This window comes from Duganella sp. AC237, from assembly GCF_979254035.1.
The window spans coordinates 791,773-806,862 of the sequence record NZ_CEEDEW010000003.1; the positions used below are offsets into that span (position 1 = coordinate 791,773).

The window sequence follows — 15,090 nt, forward strand, 5'->3', positions numbered from 1 at the left end:
GTTATCAAATCCGCCACATGCGGTGATGCCCGAAATGTAACGTTACATATTCGTGCGTTCGGCCGCGCGGATGTAATCGACCAGCGCGGCGGTCTCGGGGTCCGGCGCCGGCGTCATCAGGCTGACGGCCACCATCGTCAGCAGGCCGGCCGGCACGCCGAAGATGCCGGCCGAGATCGGCGCGATGTGGAACCACTGGCCGGCCGCGCTGCCCCCGAGCACCGGATTGGTGTGCAACATATAGTAAAGGCAGACGGCGAAGCCGGCGATCATGCCGGCCACGGCGCCCTGGTAGTTGGCGCGTTTCCAGAACACGCCCAGCGCCAGCGCCGGGAACATCGCCGAGCCGGCCAGCGAGAACGCCGCGCCCACCAGCGAGATGATGTCGCCGGGCTTGGTCGAGGCGGCGTAGGCGGCGATGAAGGCCACCCCCAGCAGCAGCAACTTGGAGATCGTCACGCGCTTTTGCGTGGAGGCGGTGCGGTCGACGATCTTGTAATAGATGTCGTGCGACAGCGCGTTGGAAATCGCCAGCAGCAGGCCGTCGGCGGTCGACAGCGCCGCCGCCAGCCCGCCGGCCGCCACCAGGCCGGAGATCACGTACGGCAGGCCGGCGATCTCGGGCGTGGCCAGCACCAGCACGTCGGCGTCGATGGTGATCTCGGCCAGCTGCACCACGCCGTCGCGGTTGATGTCGCTGATGCTGAACAGCGGATTGACCTTGTCGACATTGCTCCAGTACGAGACCCAGTTGGGCAAGTGGGCGAAGTCGCTGCCGACCAGCGCGCTGTAGATGTCGTACTTGACCAGCACCGCCAGCGCCGGAATGGTCAGGTAGATCAGCAGGATGAAGAACAGGGTCCAGAATACCGACACGCGCGTGTCGTGCACCGACGGCGTGGTGTACGAGCGCATCAGGATATGCGGCAAGGCGGCCGTGCCCAGCATCAGGCAGAACACCAGCGCCAGGAAGTTGTTGCGCTTGATGTCGGAGGTGGCCGGATCGCCGGGGTAGGGCGTGGCGTGCGGGGTGATCGGCTCGGCGCGGGCCAGGTTCTGGGTGCGCGCGTCCGACCACATGCGGGCGGCCTCGTCGGCGTCTTTCGGATAGGCGATCAGCGCGCGCTCGGCGTTGCGGATCTCCAGCAGCGAGGCGTTGCGCAGCTTGACCTCGTCGAGCTTGCGCTGCATTTGCAGCCGTCCCGCCTCCCACGACGACGGCAGGGTGTTGAGGCGCAACTGGTAGTCGTCGGCGCGCTGGCGGAAGATGGCGCGCACCTCGGCCTCTTTCGGATCGTTTTGAAGCACCGCTTCGCGCGCGCTCAGTTGCGGCAGCAGCTTGCCGTAGGCCACCTGCGGAATCGGGTTGTCGCTGTGCTTGGCCGACAGCCAGATGGCCGGTATCAGGAAGGCGACCAGGATGATGATGTACTGCGCCACCTGGGTCCAGGTGATGGCGCGCATGCCGCCCAGGAAGGAGCACACCAGGATGCTGGCCAGGCCAAGGAAGATGCCGACCGAGAAGTCGACGCCGGTGAAGCGCGAGGCGATCAGTCCCACCGCGTAGATCTGCGCCACCACGTAGGTGAACGAGACGATGATGGTGGCGGCGACGGCGATGATGCGCACGGCGCGGCCGCCGCGGTTTTCGTCGCTGGCGCCGCCGTAGCGCGCGGCCAGGAAGTCGGGGATGGTGTACTGGCTGAACTTGCGCAGGTAGGGCGCGATCAGCAGCGCCACCAGGCAATAGCCGCCGGTCCAGCCCATGATGTAGGCCAGGCCGTCGAAGCCGTGCAGATACAGGCCGCCGGCCAGGCTGATGAAGCTGGCGGCCGAGATCCAGTCGGCGGCGGTGGCCATGCCGTTGAACATGGCGGGCACGCGGCGTCCGGCGACGTAATATTCCAGCACGTTGGAGGTGCGGCTGAGCACGCCGAGCGTGGCGTACAGCACGATGGTGGCGAACATGAACAGGTAGCCGATCCACACGCGCGGCATGCCTTCCTGCTCCAGCACGGCCAGCGAAATCAGGAAGAAGACGAAGCCGAGCGTGAACAGCAGGTAGTAGCGGCTCAGGCGCCGGAAGAAGGTGCCGGGTTCTTTCAAACGGGTGGCTCCTTCATGGCCGAGGGCTTGACTGCCGCGGCGGCCCGGTCCAGGCGGCGCATGCGCCAGGCGTAGAACGCCAGGATGGCCAGCGACACCAGCGACGCGCCCTGCGCGGCCAGGTAGAACGACAGCGGCCAGCCGAACACGCTCAGCCCGGTCAACTCGCGCGCGAAGAAGGCGACGCAGAAGCCGGTGAGCAGCCACAGCAGCAGCAACCAGCCGGTCATGGCGCGGGTCTTGCGCCAGTGCTGTTGGCGCGTCAGCGGCGTGGCGGGCGGGACTTTGGCGTCATCCATAATGCGGCGGCTCGCTTTCTTCTTCCGGCGGTGGCGGCGGCGGGAAGCCGACCCGGAACAGGCAGCCCGGCAGCTTCGGTTGCAGGGCGCGCGGATTGCTGTAGATGTCGACCTCGGCGCCGTGCTGCTGGGCGATTTCGCGCACGATCGCCAGCCCCAAGCCGCTGCCCTCGGCGGTGTGGCCGAGGATGCGGTAGAAGCGCTCGAACACCCGCTCGCGCTCGGCCTTGGCGATGCCGGGCCCGGTGTCCTCGACTTCCAGGTAACCGGGCTCGCCGTGGTGGCCGCGCACCCGCACCGTCACGCTGCCGCCGGCCGGCGTGTAGCGCAGCGCGTTGTCGATCAGGTTGGACAGCAGCTCGCGCAGCATGGTCGGATCGCCGACGATCTGCACCGGTTCGTCCGGCGCCTCGTAGCCCAGGTCGATGCGGTGCGAGAACGAAGCCTGCACCCAATCCTGTACCACGCCGCGCGCCAGTTCGGACAGTTCCAGCGGCAGCATCGCGGTGCCGGTTTGCGGCTGGTTTTCGGCGCGCGCCAGGGCCAGCAGCTGGTTGACCAGGCGCGTGGCCGCCTGCGAGCTCTTGGCCAGCTGTTCCAGCGAGCGGTGGATCTCGCCGCCGTCGGTCTGGCGCAGCGCCAGCTCCGACTGCATGCGCATGCCCGCCAGCGGCGTGCGCATCTGGTGCGCGGCGTCGGCGATGAAGCGTTTTTGCATCTCGATCGACAGCGACAGCCGCGCCAGCATTTCGTTGAGCGAGCGCACCAGCGGGGAAATCTCCTCCGGCACGTCGCTCGATTCGATGGGGCTCAGGTCGTCCGAACCGCGCGCGCGTATGCGCTCCTGCAACTGCGCCAGCGGCGACAGGCCGCGCGCCAGCGCGAACCAGACCAAGGCCAGCACGATCGGCAGGATGATGAACTGCGGCAGGATCACGCCCTTGATGATCTCGTTGGCCAGCTGGCCGCGCTTTTCCAGCGTCTCGGCCACCTGCACCAGCGCCAGCTGCGGCGCGTCGTCGCCGACCCTTTCCAGCCGCACATAGGAATAGGCCACGCGCACCGGCGTGCCGTGCATGCTGTCGTTGCGGAAGCGCACGCTGCCGGCGCGGTAGCGCTCGTCCTCTTCCAGCTGCGGCGCAGGCAGGTCGCGGTCGCCGTCGATGTGCTCGCCGCGCGGGCCGTGGATCTGGAAATACACATTGTCGACGTCGTCGGCGCGCAGGATGTCGCGCGCCGAGCCGGACAGGCTTTTAATGATCTTGCCGTCGACCGAGCGTACCTGCTGCGCCAGCACCGTCACGCTGTCCTCCAGCGCATGGTCGAACGGCTGGTTGGCGATCGACTTGGCGACCAGGTAGGTGATGGCGATGCTCATCGGCCACAGCAGCAGCAGCGGCGCCAGCATCCAGTCGAGGATTTCGCCGAACAGGGAATTTTGCATGCCCTCGTCGGCCTCGGCGGCGGGCGGCTGGTATTCCGGGCCGTCCTCCTGCGCGTCCTTGAATGGCTCGGGCAAGTGCCCGGGCGCCGGCAGGCGGTTCACTTGACGGCGTCGCCGACGTCGGCGTTGGCGCTGGCGCGGGCCGCTTCGGAATATTTCTCCAGGCAATAGCCCAGCCCGCGCACGGTGGCGATGCGCACGCCGCCCACCTCGATCTTCTTGCGCAGCCGGTGCACATAGACCTCGATGGCGTTGTTGCTCACTTCCTCGCCCCATTCGCACAGGTGGTCGACCAGTTGTTCTTTCGACACCAGGCGGCCGGTGCGCGCCAGCAGGATTTCCAGCAGGCCCAGCTCGCGCGCCGACAGGTCCAGCATCTGGTCGTTGATATAGGCGCTGCGGCCGACCTGATCGTACGACAGCGGCCCGTGCTTGATGACGGTGGCGCCGCCGCCGGCGCCCCGGCGCGTGAGCGCGCGCACCCGCGCCTCCAGCTCGGACAGCGCGAACGGCTTGGCCATGTAATCGTCGGCGCCCAGGTCGAGGCCGTTGACCCGCTGCTCGATCGAGTCGGCCGCCGTCAAAATCAGCACCGGCAGCAGCGACGCGCGCGCGCGCAGCCGGCGCAGCACCTCCAGCCCGGACAGCTTGGGCAGGCCCAGGTCCAGGATCAGCAGATCGAATTCCTGGGTGGAGAGGGCGGTGTCGGCCTCCTGGCCGTTGCGCACGCAATCGATGGCGTAGCCGGACTGGCGCAGCGAGCGCGTCAGCCCGTCGGCCAGCACGCTGTCATCTTCGGCTAGTAAAATACGCATGTCAGAACACTCCGGCTACAGAAGTTTGTATTGTGTTTCATTTCCCGCAAGGTGGCGAGTTTTTGTACGATTTCGCCGATTCTGTAGAAATCCGCTTGCATTGATAACTGTTTTTTTATACAGTACTGCCTGAACCGACGAATTGTCCCACCACCCACTGGTTGAAAGCACATTATGGACGACAAAAAAGCTGTAATTCCCGCATCTGAAAAAGCCAAGGCGCTGGCCGCCGCGCTGGCACAGATTGAAAAGCAATTCGGCAAAGGCTCCGTCATGCGCATGGACGCCAACGCGCCGATCGAGGACGTGCAAGTGGTGTCGACCGGCTCGCTGGGCCTGGACATCGCGCTGGGCGTCGGCGGCTTGCCGCGCGGCCGCGTGGTGGAAATCTACGGTCCCGAGTCGTCCGGTAAAACCACGCTGACACTGCAAACCATCGCGGAAATGCAAAAATTGGGCGGCACCTGCGCGTTCATCGACGCGGAACACGCGCTGGACGTCGGCTATGCCCAAAAATTGGGCGTCAACCTGCATGAACTGCTGATCTCGCAGCCGGACACCGGCGAGCAAGCGCTGGAAATCTGCGACGCGCTGGTGCGTTCGGGCTCGGTCGACCTGGTCGTCATCGACTCCGTGGCCGCGCTGACGCCACGCGCCGAGATCGAAGGCGACATGGGCGATTCGCTGCCGGGCCTGCAAGCCCGTCTGATGTCGCAAGCGCTGCGCAAGCTGACCGGCTCGATCAACCGCACCAATACGCTGGTCATCTTCATCAACCAGATCCGTATGAAGATCGGTGTCATGTTCGGTTCGCCGGAAACCACCACCGGCGGTAACGCGTTGAAGTTCTACGCCTCCGTGCGCCTGGACATCCGCCGCACCGGCTCGATCAAATCGGGCGACGAGGTGATCGGTAACGAAACCAAGGTCAAGGTCGTCAAGAACAAGATCGCGCCACCGTTCAAGGAAGCGCACTTCGACATCCTGTACGGCGCCGGCACCTCGCGCGAAGGCGAGATCCTGGACCTGGGCGTGGAAGCGAAGATCGTCGAGAAGTCCGGTTCGTGGTACAGCTACAACGGCGAGCGCGTCGGCCAGGGCAAGGACAACGCCCGTATCTTCCTGCAGGAGCGTCCGGCGCTGGCGTGGGAAATCGAAAACAAGGTCCGTGAATCGCTGGGCGTGCGCACTTTGCCGCCGCTGGCAGCCGACAAGGCCGAGAGCGTCGTCAAGCTGAAGTCGGTCGATAAAGCGGACAAAGGCGACAAGGCCGACGCGGCGTAATTTGCCCGTAGTCCGAATCGCAGCCACCGCGCCATTCCCATGGCCGGTGGTTTTTCTCATTGTGCAGAGGGTTTTATGGCCGCACCTCAACTTAGCCTGAAGGGACGCGCGCTACGGTTCCTGTCGATGCGCGAGCACAGCCGGCTGGAGCTGGGCCGCAAGCTGTCCAAGTACGCGGAGGAGGGCGACGACATCGAAGCGCTGCTCGACCTGCTGGAAAAAAACAACTGGCTGTCGCAGGAGCGGTTTTCGGAATCGCTGATCCACCGGCGCTCCGCGCGCTTCGGCAACAGCCGGATCGTGGCGGAATTACAAAGCCACGGCGTCAAAGGCGAAGCGTTGCAGGAACTCAAAGCCGGCCTGGCCGACAGCGAAACGGCGCGCGCCTGCGAAGTGTGGGAGCGCAAGTTCGGTGTCGTCGCCACCGACCCGAAGGAGCGCAACAAACAGATGCGTTTTCTGATGCTGCGCGGTTTTTCCCAACGCGCCGTGCAAGCCGCGATGAAAGGCGTCGATCTCGACGAGGAAATGTAAGTTGTCGACGGCCCATTGCGGGCCGCTGGCAACCGGGTAAAATGGATTTTTCTCCCAAGAAATCCACCGCCATGACCCGACGCGATATGGCCAAGGCACTGACGCTGGCGGCGTGGCTCTGGCTGCCAACGCTGGCGGTGCTGACAACGGATCAACCGCAAAGCGCCGCCGACATCTTCGCGTTGCTGGCGTTTTCCCTCCTTGTGCTAGCCCTTCCGCTGGCGCTGATACCGCGTGTACGCCTCTACTTCCTGCTCTGGGCCCCGCTGGCGCTGCTGGTCTTGCCATACACTTATCTGACGTACTTCTACAGCAGCGTCCCGGGCGACGCCATATTGGCGTCGGCCCTGCACACCAGCCCCGCCACCAGCATGCAAGTGCTCGCCTCGTTTGGCTGGCGCGTCTGGCTCGTGCCGCTCAGCCTGCTGGCCTACGTACTGCTGGCCCTCAGCCTCAAGCGCCAATGGCAACTCGGCATGCCGACCCGCAAACGCCTGCTGGCCGTCGTGCTGGCCTGTGTCAGCATTGCCATGGTCGCCCGGCTGGCGCTACCCCAGCAGCTCAAGCTGCCCCCGCTGCTGGAACAATCCACACTCAACCTGGCCTTCCCCAGCGGCCTGGCGATGTCGCTGTCCCGACTGGCGCGCCACCAAAACCACGCCAGCGCCAAAGAATTCGCCAGCGTCCACGGCCGCCCGGCCACTGGGGCGGAGCCGCAACCGCTGCTGGTCGTGCTGGTCATCGGCGAAAGCCTGCGCGCCGACCACCTCGGCATCAACGGCTACGTCCGCAACACCACACCGCAACTGGCCGCGCTCGGACCGGAACTGCTGACGTTCCCGGACGTCGCCTCCACCGCCAACTGGACCGACCACGCAATGCCCGCCATCGTCTCGCTGCCGGCCGGCACTGCGGGCAAGCAACGCGCCAGCGTCCTGCAAACCTTCAGCGAAGCCGGCTTCCGCACGGCCTGGCTGTCCAATCAGGAGCCGACGCCGTTCAGCCGTGGCGCCGACGTCGTCGAGCACGCCGTCAACGCCCAGGACTTCCATCTGCGCACGGACGCCAACCTGCTGCCGCTGATGACGTCCTTCGTCCGCCAGGCCGGACCGCGCCAGTTCGTCGTGCTGCATATGATCGGCAGCCACATTCCATACGAGGAGCGCTACGGCGCCGCCTCGCGCGTCTACCGGCCGACGCTGCGCGAGCTCGGCATCGACGCGCCGCTGCCGGCCGACAAGACAGCCGCCATCAACTCCTACGACAACACGGTGGTCGAGACCGACCGTTTCCTCGCGCGCGTGATCGACGTGCTGCGCGCCGAGTCGCGCCCGGCCGTGATGGTGTACACCTCCGACCATGGCGAAAACTTGTTCGACGACCGGCGCCACCTCTTCATGCACGCCCAGACCGGCCCGACCCGTCACGATACGCACGTCCCCTTGCTTGTCTGGATGAACCCACCATACCGGGCCGCCCATCCGGCCGTCGAGCAAGCGCTGCGGGCCAACGCTGAAAAGAAGATCAGCCATGCCGCCATGTTTCCGACCTTGCTGGACATTGGCGCGGTCGGTTGGGACGGCAATGACGCCAGCCACAGCTTCGCATCCCCCTCATATATAGAGCGCCCCCGCGACGTCATGATCGACGCCGTGTCGACCACGCCGTACGAAAGCCTCAAATAACTTCCGCGGCGCAACAAAGCCGCGCAGTTTTATGACGAGTTGGCATCAGGCACGTCGCAAGTCGGGCTGGGGTGTGCTACACTTTTAGGGTTTTTGCAGCACCGTGGGTGCGGTGGTTGTCCGTAGAAGCTACGGCAACGTGCATTTTCGATAAGAGAAATGCGCAAGGCTGCTAACTAACTCATGCCGCGAGAGCGGTAATTCTTATGTCACTGTCACTACCAGTTCACTGTCGTGCGTTCCGCACGGTCGTCCCAGCATATCCGCATACCGGTTGCCTATGGAAGATTGACGCCTGTTTCACCTCCGGCCTTCGCGCTGGCAGCACCCCCCTGATCGTCGCCACACCCCCCAATTCCAAAACATTGCCCCGCACCGCGTCACGACGCCGTCGCACGGGCCGGTTTTACCCGCGCTGGGTGGACAAAGCAGCACCGGGTAGCGCGTAGCAACATCTGCTTACTAGCAACACACATTTCGCAGTATCAACCGATTTATACACATCAGCATCAGAAGGGAAGCCAGCATGAAAATCCATGAGTATCAAGGCAAAGAAATCCTCCGAAAATACGGAGTGACGGTTCCGCGCGGTATTCCGTGCATGTCCGTTGAAGAAGCAGTTAAAGCTGCGGAAACCTTGGGCGGCCCGGTCTGGGTTGTGAAAGCACAAATCCACGCCGGTGGCCGTGGTAAAGGCGGCGGCGTGAAAGTTGCGAAATCGCTGGAACAAGTCAAAGAATTCTCCGAGCAGATCCTGGGCATGCAGCTGGTCACGCACCAGACCGGCCCTGAAGGCCAAAAAGTACGCCGCCTGCTGATCGAAGAAGGCGCGGACATCAAGAAAGAACTGTACGTCTCGCTGGTCACCGACCGCGTCTCGCAGCGCGTTGTCCTGATGGCTTCCTCCGAAGGCGGCATGGACATCGAAGAAGTTGCCGAGTCCCACCCAGAACTGCTGCACTCGATCGCCATCGATCCAGCCGTCGGCCTGACCGACGCTGAAGCCGCTGGCATCGCTGCGAAGATCGGCGTGCCGGAAGCGTCGATCGCCGACGCTGTCACCAACCTGCAAGGCCTGTACAAAGCCTACTGGGAAACCGACTCGTCGCTGGCCGAAATCAACCCGCTGATCTTGACCGGTTCGGGCAAGGTTATCGCTCTGGACGCCAAGTTCAACTTCGACGCCAACGCGCTGTTCCGTCAACCGGAAATCGTCGCTTACCGCGATCTGGACGAAGAAGATCCAGCCGAAGTCGAAGCATCGAAATTCGACCTGGCCTACATCTCCCTCGACGGTAACATCGGCTGCCTGGTCAACGGCGCCGGTCTGGCCATGGCCACCATGGACACCATCAAGCTGTTCGGCGGCGAGCCGGCCAACTTCCTGGACGTGGGCGGCGGTGCGACGGCTGAGAAAGTCACCGAAGCATTCAAGATCATGCTGAAAAACCCAGGCCTGAAAGCTATCCTGGTCAACATCTTCGGCGGCATCATGCGCTGCGACGTGATCGCCGAAGGCGTGATCACCGCGGTGAAAGCTGTCTCGCTGAACGTGCCGCTGGTGGTCCGCATGAAGGGCACCAACGAAGACCTGGGCAAGAAGATGCTGGCCGATTCCGGTCTGCCTATCATCGCTGCCGACACCATGGAAGATGCAGCGAAGAGCGTCGTCGCCGCCGCTGCCGGTCAAGCTTAATTAAGGAATCAACATGTCCATTCTGATCAATAAAGATACCAAAGTCGTTACCCAAGGGATCACCGGCAAGACCGGCCAGTTCCACACCCGTGGCTGCCGCGATTACGCGAACGGCAAAAATGCGTTCGTCGCAGGCGTGAACCCGAAGAAAGCCGGCGAAGACTTCGAAGGCATTCCAATTTTCGCCAACGTTGCTGAAGCGAAAAAAGAAACCGGCGCCAACGTGTCGGTCATCTACGTTCCACCAGCAGGCGCGGCCGCCGCTATTTGGGAAGCCGTAGAAGCCGAGCTGGACCTGGCAATTTGCATCACCGAAGGCATTCCTGTCCGCGACATGATGGCCCTGAAGGACCGCATGGCCAAAGCCGGCTCGAAGACCCTGCTGCTGGGCCCTAACTGCCCAGGCCTGATCACCCCTGATGAAATCAAGATCGGCATCATGCCAGGCCACATCCACAAGAAGGGCCGTATCGGCGTCGTGTCGCGTTCGGGCACCCTGACCTATGAAGCAGTCGGCCAGCTGACCGCGCTGGGCCTGGGCCAATCGTCGGCAGTCGGCATCGGCGGCGACCCGATCAACGGTCTGAAGCACATCGACGTCATGAAGATGTTCAACGACGATCCTGATACCGACGCGGTCATCATGATCGGCGAAATCGGCGGTCCGGACGAAGCCAACGCGGCTTATTGGATCAAAGACAACATGAAAAAACCGGTCGTCGGCTTCATCGCCGGTGTTACCGCTCCTCCGGGCAAGCGCATGGGCCACGCCGGCGCGCTGATCTCCGGCGGCGCGGACACCGCACAAGCCAAACTGGAAATCATGGAAGCTTGCGGCATCACCGTCACCAAAAACCCGTCCGAAATGGCGCGTCTGCTGAAAGCCATGCTGTAATTACAGCCCGGTTGAATGTGGAATAATAAAGGGGAGCCTCGTGCTCCCCTTTATTTATTGGAGAACCGGATTGGCGAAGATCATCGTCACGCGCGACGGCCAGGTGGAACAGCAGGTCCAGCTGAGCAAGGAACGGATGACCATCGGCCGCCATCCGCGCAACGACATCGTGCTGACGCATCCGGCCGTCAGCGGCGAGCACGCCGTCATCGTCACCATCCTCGACGACTCCTTTCTGGAAGACCTGCACAGCACCAACGGCACCTTCGTCAACGGCCACCGCATCGGCAAGCATTTCCTGCAACACCAAGACGTCATCAAGATGGCCAAGTTCGAGGTCGAATTCCTGGCCGACGGCGTGCGGCCGAGCATGGCCGCCGAACCACTGCTGGCCCATATCGAAGTCTTAAACGGCAACAATGCCGGGAAACAAATGGCGCTGACCAAGCCGCAGACCACGCTCGGCCGTGCTGGCGTGCAGGTGGTGGTGATCACGCGCCAACCGGATGCTTATACGTTGACGCATATCGAGGGTGCGCAGGCGCCGCTGGTCAATGGCGTCGCGCTCGGCAAGCAGGGCTGGCGGCTCGGTCATGGCGATGTGATCGACCTCGGCGGCACGCAAATGGCCTTCCGCATCGGCTGACAATAATTGTCAGGCCTTGTCCCGGCTGACAAAACGCGGCGGTCGGAACTGACAAAAAACGGCAGCGGCTGGGGCTGAAATGGCGCTTATGAAAATATTCCGGCCCGTTTTGTCGAAAAAGAGGCTGGCACACCGCTTGCGATAAGAAAGGTGTACCACCCAATTTTTTCACCCCACAGGAGTCGCAAAATGAAATCCATGAAAATGATGAAGAAACAAGCACAGGCCGGCTTCACCCTGATCGAACTGATGATCGTCGTGGCGATTATCGGCATTCTGGCGGCGGTCGCGATTCCTGCGTACAGCGACTACACGGTCAAAGCCAAGGTCGCCAACATCCAGGGCGCGGCTGATTCGATGAAGACCGCTGTGGCGGTGTGCGCGCAAGAGGCCGGCGGCGTTCTCGCCGGTTGCGATGCGGGCCAGAATGGCGTTCCAGCTACGCTGACCAAGACCAAAGAAGTTCTTTCGGCAACCGTTGTGGATGGCACGATCGTCGTGACGTTGGCCGCTTCCGGCCTGGGCGATGGCGTCGATGGCAAAACCGTTACCTACACACCCAATATCGCCGCAGGCGCGACCAATTTGAACTGGACTGTCGCGACGACGGTCACCCACGTGGCGGCCCTGGCAGCCCTGACGAAAAACAACGTCGCGCCTTAATATCGATGTTGAATAAAAAAACCGGCCTCGGCCGGTTTTTTTTCGCCATCTCAAAACGCACGACCCTACACAATCTTCTGCCGGTCCGCGATCAATGCCTCGTACGTCAAATTCTGCAACATGGTGTAATGCACCGGATCCAAATCGACAAACTGCACGCCATAGGTAAACACCTCCGGCTTATCACCCGCCGCCGGCTTTACCACATTGATATTCCGGATAGTCGCGTTCGGATTAACGCGCACCTGCCGGTTACCCGGCTGTGCGATCAGGTAAAACGACAGCGCAACCTGCGCATCATCCTCCGGCAAGCGCTTCGCCGACTCGATCAGCGCCCCCGACACGCTTAAATTCACCAGGAACACAGACGACGTCCCGAACGGCGTCGTCAACTGCGCCGGAATATCCACCTTCACCCGCATCGCCGCCCGCAAGCTGGTGCCCTGAATCGACACCGGGAACGACAGATGGGCGTAAAAGAACGGCCGGGGAAACACGCGCTGCACGACGCACGCGAACGAGCACACGTTCACGCCGGAAAACACGCGGATGGTCAGCTTGTCTCCCTCGTTGATCGAAATGGGCGCGTTGTTCTCGAACGGCACCTTGACGATCATGTACTCGTCTTTGACCCAACCGATCAAGGTCGAAAAGTGCTGGATCGGCTTGATGGTCCGGTGCGTGATGAACTGGATCCTGCCGCCCACCTGCAGGTTCATCTGCTCGAATTCGTATTCCTGAGTCTTGGCTTCGCTCGGGAGAGGGTTGCTGCTCATTCAATTTCTTTCTCGCAGACGCATGGGCGACCACGGCAAGGTAACTGTCAAAAAAATTACTTCCGTGCTATTTATTATATACAGGTTAATGAAAAGTAACAAAGCAGCAATTGATGAGGTTGCCATGGACAACCACCGGGGCCGCAAAGCGTTGCGTTTTTGACGACAGGCGTGAATAGCCAGATAATCGGAGATCGCCATAAAAATTATAAAGTTAATAAGCTTAAAATACGTGTAACATCGATGCAGGATGATCTTCGACGTATTCCCTCGAGAGGCGAAACAGTCATGATAAAAAATCTTGTATTTGTCTCGATTGCCATGGCGCTTAGCGGGTGCGCTACAACCTCGGAGCTCGACGCCTCTCTGAAGACCATCGTCTGCGATGACGATCCGGCGCTGTGCCGGATGATCGTGACCGCGAACCAGGTCTACGCCCTGAAAAGCGACAACATGAATCCCGACAGTCCCGACGCGATCATCATGAAATACGACTTGGTGGATGATCCGAGGTTGGGCAACGCGGTGGATCGCTGGATCTCCGCCACCGATGCAGCCGGCGAGTCCGCCTATCAGTACACACGCGCCAGTGGTCCGCTGGGTCAAGCCGGAGCGTTGGGCGCTTTCGGGCCGCTCAGTTGGTCGGGATTTTTATCGAAGCGCTTCCGAGGCACCGTGCCCTCGCTGATCGGCGCATCCTACGATAACAACTGGTGCAACGTGCCCAGCGACCAAAGCGACATCGGCTGCGTCTATGGCTCCCAAGGCCCGTTGGGGGAGACTGGCGCGCTCAACCCAAGCTCCTATTACTACACCATGTACCACCTGCAGGAAGACAGTTTCTGGCGTGGAAACCACAACCACAATCTCGATTCCACCGGCGTCTGGGGGATCCAGGGACCGTTGGGACCCAGTGGCCCGTTCGGCGCCTTGGGTCCTTTGGGGCCGTTGGGGATATCGCTGCAACTCGGCATGACCACCACGACCGATGGTGTCTATAAGGCCGGTTCCAGCATCGTGCGCCAAACCCGGCCGATACGGTATGGCCAGGACGCCGCTGTCTGGCGCACCTACGATCTGTACGAGATGTACTCCAAGCAGTATGCGCAGCAAATGGGAACGGGATGCGGCGGTTGCGAGGTCAACGACACGTCGTTCGCCGTTGACGCGTCGTTTAACGACCCGACGACGACGGGCGATAGTTATTTATTCACGTCCCAGCACAATCAGTTCGTGCTGCTCAACGTGGTTCCGGTGAATGCCTGGAACGATTATGGATTGCAGCTCTACGTCTCCAATGATGGTGGCACCACCTACACGTTGTTGGCGACTTCGAACTCGAACGTCTATGCGGACGGCGGCGGTTTAATGGACTTCATCGTGATTCGAGCCAAGCAGGGGGAGATGTTCCGGGCAAATATCACTTTGCAAGCCGGCCTGCCTTTTTACGGCTATTACCTGTTCACCACAGGTTCCGGCGTGGGACAGGCAACGGCAGGCGCGACCGCTGCGGATGCCGACCTCTGGAGTTCTCGTCTGCAATCGAATGGAACACGGCGCTTCAATATCACTGGCGCTCACCAGCAGTGGGTGCCGTGGTAGCTTGAGCGGAGTCGAACGGCAGGGCTGGATGGAAGGGTTTTTGTAGTGGCGGCATCGTTCGATGACGTAGACCGCCAGTGCATTGTCGCCACGTTCACGTAAGGCGCTTAACTCGTCACGCTCCAGTCGCCACTCTTGCCGCCATGCTTTTCCATCACCCGGATATCGCTCATCACCATCCCCCGGTCTACCGCCTTGCACATGTCATACACCGTCAGCAACCCCACCTGCACCGCCGTAAGCGCTTCCATCTCCACGCCGGTCTTACCGAAAGTCTCCACCTGCGCCTTGCAGTGAACGCTCGAATTGGCCACATCGGTCTCAAAATCCACCGTCACCCGCGTCAGCGCCAGCGGATGGCACAGCGGAATCAAATCGCTGGTGCGCTTGGACGCCATGATCGCAGCGATGCGGGCGATGCCGAGCACGTCCCCCTTCTTGGCGGTGCCGCCGGTGATGATCGCCAACGTCTCCGGCTTCATGCGGATGGTTCCGCTGGCCAGCGCGATGCGGTGGGTTTCCTGCTTGGCGCCGACGTCGACCATGTGGGCTTGCCCGGAGGCGTCGAAGTGGGTCAGGTGGTCGGATGGCGGGGCGGATGTGGTGTCGGTCATGTTGAAGAGCTAACAAAATATTTCGGTGGCG

General features: G+C 62.1%; 14 protein-coding genes. 8 read left to right on the forward strand and 6 right to left on the reverse strand.

What is annotated here, in order from left to right:
* Nucleotides 1–42: 42 nt before the first annotated feature.
* The 4 genes from AC0IYS_RS03830 to AC0IYS_RS03845 are packed head-to-tail and all read right to left on the reverse strand — an operon-like array spanning nucleotide 43 to nucleotide 4,664.
* Nucleotides 43–2,106, reverse strand: a complete 2,064-nt coding sequence (locus AC0IYS_RS03830; protein ID WP_471703930.1) for a sodium:solute symporter family protein — start codon at nucleotides 2,104–2,106, stop codon at nucleotides 43–45.
* The gene (locus AC0IYS_RS03835) at nucleotides 2,103–2,405 is read right to left on the reverse strand and encodes a DUF4212 domain-containing protein (RefSeq protein ID WP_471703931.1); all 303 of its coding nucleotides are present in this window, start codon (nucleotides 2,403–2,405) and stop codon (nucleotides 2,103–2,105) included. The genes AC0IYS_RS03830 and AC0IYS_RS03835 overlap by 4 nt, the downstream gene beginning before the upstream one ends.
* Nucleotides 2,398–3,951 carry a sensor histidine kinase N-terminal domain-containing protein gene (locus AC0IYS_RS03840; RefSeq protein ID WP_471703932.1) on the reverse strand — a complete coding sequence of 518 codons (1,554 nt, stop codon included), beginning with the start codon at nucleotides 3,949–3,951 and terminating at the stop codon, nucleotides 2,398–2,400. Before AC0IYS_RS03840 ends, AC0IYS_RS03835 begins: the two co-directional genes overlap by 8 nt.
* Complete coding sequence (locus AC0IYS_RS03845) at nucleotides 3,948–4,664, reverse strand: response regulator (protein WP_471703933.1); 717 nt, start codon at nucleotides 4,662–4,664, stop codon at nucleotides 3,948–3,950. Before AC0IYS_RS03845 ends, AC0IYS_RS03840 begins: the two co-directional genes overlap by 4 nt.
* A 174-nt stretch (nucleotides 4,665–4,838) precedes the next feature.
* Between AC0IYS_RS03845 and recA the strand changes: the two genes are divergently transcribed.
* The 7 genes from recA (at nucleotide 4,839) to AC0IYS_RS03880 (ending at nucleotide 12,067) form a co-directional block, all read left to right on the forward strand.
* Complete coding sequence (gene recA / locus AC0IYS_RS03850) at nucleotides 4,839–5,948, forward strand: recombinase RecA (protein WP_471703934.1); 1,110 nt, start codon at nucleotides 4,839–4,841, stop codon at nucleotides 5,946–5,948.
* A gap of 75 nt (nucleotides 5,949–6,023) precedes the next feature.
* Nucleotides 6,024–6,482, forward strand: coding sequence for a recombination regulator RecX (gene recX, locus AC0IYS_RS03855; protein ID WP_471703935.1), 459 nt, complete (start codon nucleotides 6,024–6,026; stop codon nucleotides 6,480–6,482).
* 71 nt (nucleotides 6,483–6,553) lie between these two features.
* Nucleotides 6,554–8,167, forward strand: coding sequence for a phosphoethanolamine transferase (locus AC0IYS_RS03860; RefSeq protein ID WP_471703936.1), 1,614 nt, complete (start codon nucleotides 6,554–6,556; stop codon nucleotides 8,165–8,167).
* Nucleotides 8,168–8,693: 526 nt separating this feature from the next.
* Nucleotides 8,694–9,863: an ADP-forming succinate--CoA ligase subunit beta gene (sucC, locus tag AC0IYS_RS03865; RefSeq protein WP_471703937.1), complete on the forward strand. Its 1,170-nt coding sequence runs from the start codon at nucleotides 8,694–8,696 to the stop codon at nucleotides 9,861–9,863.
* Between the two features lie 13 nt (nucleotides 9,864–9,876).
* Nucleotides 9,877–10,758 carry a succinate--CoA ligase subunit alpha gene (gene sucD / locus AC0IYS_RS03870; protein WP_019923788.1) on the forward strand — a complete coding sequence of 294 codons (882 nt, stop codon included), beginning with the start codon at nucleotides 9,877–9,879 and terminating at the stop codon, nucleotides 10,756–10,758.
* A gap of 70 nt (nucleotides 10,759–10,828) precedes the next feature.
* Nucleotides 10,829–11,404, forward strand: a complete 576-nt coding sequence (locus AC0IYS_RS03875; protein WP_471703938.1) for an FHA domain-containing protein — start codon at nucleotides 10,829–10,831, stop codon at nucleotides 11,402–11,404.
* Between the two features lie 189 nt (nucleotides 11,405–11,593).
* Nucleotides 11,594–12,067: a pilin gene (locus tag AC0IYS_RS03880; RefSeq protein WP_471703939.1), complete on the forward strand. Its 474-nt coding sequence runs from the start codon at nucleotides 11,594–11,596 to the stop codon at nucleotides 12,065–12,067.
* 65 nt (nucleotides 12,068–12,132) lie between these two features.
* Here the strand turns inward: AC0IYS_RS03880 and AC0IYS_RS03885 are convergent, their stop codons facing one another.
* Complete coding sequence (locus AC0IYS_RS03885; RefSeq protein WP_471703940.1) at nucleotides 12,133–12,843, reverse strand: flagellar brake domain-containing protein; 711 nt, start codon at nucleotides 12,841–12,843, stop codon at nucleotides 12,133–12,135.
* Between the two features lie 288 nt (nucleotides 12,844–13,131).
* Between AC0IYS_RS03885 and AC0IYS_RS03890 the strand changes: the two genes are divergently transcribed.
* Nucleotides 13,132–14,445: a hypothetical protein gene (locus AC0IYS_RS03890; RefSeq protein ID WP_471703941.1), complete on the forward strand. Its 1,314-nt coding sequence runs from the start codon at nucleotides 13,132–13,134 to the stop codon at nucleotides 14,443–14,445.
* A gap of 107 nt (nucleotides 14,446–14,552) precedes the next feature.
* Here the strand turns inward: AC0IYS_RS03890 and moaC are convergent, their stop codons facing one another.
* On the reverse strand, nucleotides 14,553–15,059 hold the full coding sequence (gene moaC, locus AC0IYS_RS03895) for a cyclic pyranopterin monophosphate synthase MoaC (RefSeq protein ID WP_471703942.1): 507 nt from the start codon (nucleotides 15,057–15,059) through the stop codon (nucleotides 14,553–14,555).
* Nucleotides 15,060–15,090: the final 31 nt, after the last annotated feature.

Coding starts and splice junctions, on each gene's coding strand:
- AC0IYS_RS03890 (WP_471703941.1), top strand. CDS start 13,132: ATGATAAAAAATCTTGTATTTGTCTCGATTGCCATGGCGCTTAGCGGG.
- AC0IYS_RS03860 (WP_471703936.1), top strand. CDS start 6,554: ATGACCCGACGCGATATGGCCAAGGCACTGACGCTGGCGGCGTGGCTC.
- sucD (WP_019923788.1), top strand. CDS start 9,877: ATGTCCATTCTGATCAATAAAGATACCAAAGTCGTTACCCAAGGGATC.
- recA (WP_471703934.1), top strand. CDS start 4,839: ATGGACGACAAAAAAGCTGTAATTCCCGCATCTGAAAAAGCCAAGGCG.
- AC0IYS_RS03835 (WP_471703931.1), bottom strand. CDS start 2,405: ATGGATGACGCCAAAGTCCCGCCCGCCACGCCGCTGACGCGCCAACAG.
- sucC (WP_471703937.1), top strand. CDS start 8,694: ATGAAAATCCATGAGTATCAAGGCAAAGAAATCCTCCGAAAATACGGA.
- AC0IYS_RS03880 (WP_471703939.1), top strand. CDS start 11,594: ATGAAATCCATGAAAATGATGAAGAAACAAGCACAGGCCGGCTTCACC.
- moaC (WP_471703942.1), bottom strand. CDS start 15,059: ATGACCGACACCACATCCGCCCCGCCATCCGACCACCTGACCCACTTC.
- recX (WP_471703935.1), top strand. CDS start 6,024: ATGGCCGCACCTCAACTTAGCCTGAAGGGACGCGCGCTACGGTTCCTG.
- AC0IYS_RS03845 (WP_471703933.1), bottom strand. CDS start 4,664: ATGCGTATTTTACTAGCCGAAGATGACAGCGTGCTGGCCGACGGGCTG.
- AC0IYS_RS03885 (WP_471703940.1), bottom strand. CDS start 12,843: ATGAGCAGCAACCCTCTCCCGAGCGAAGCCAAGACTCAGGAATACGAA.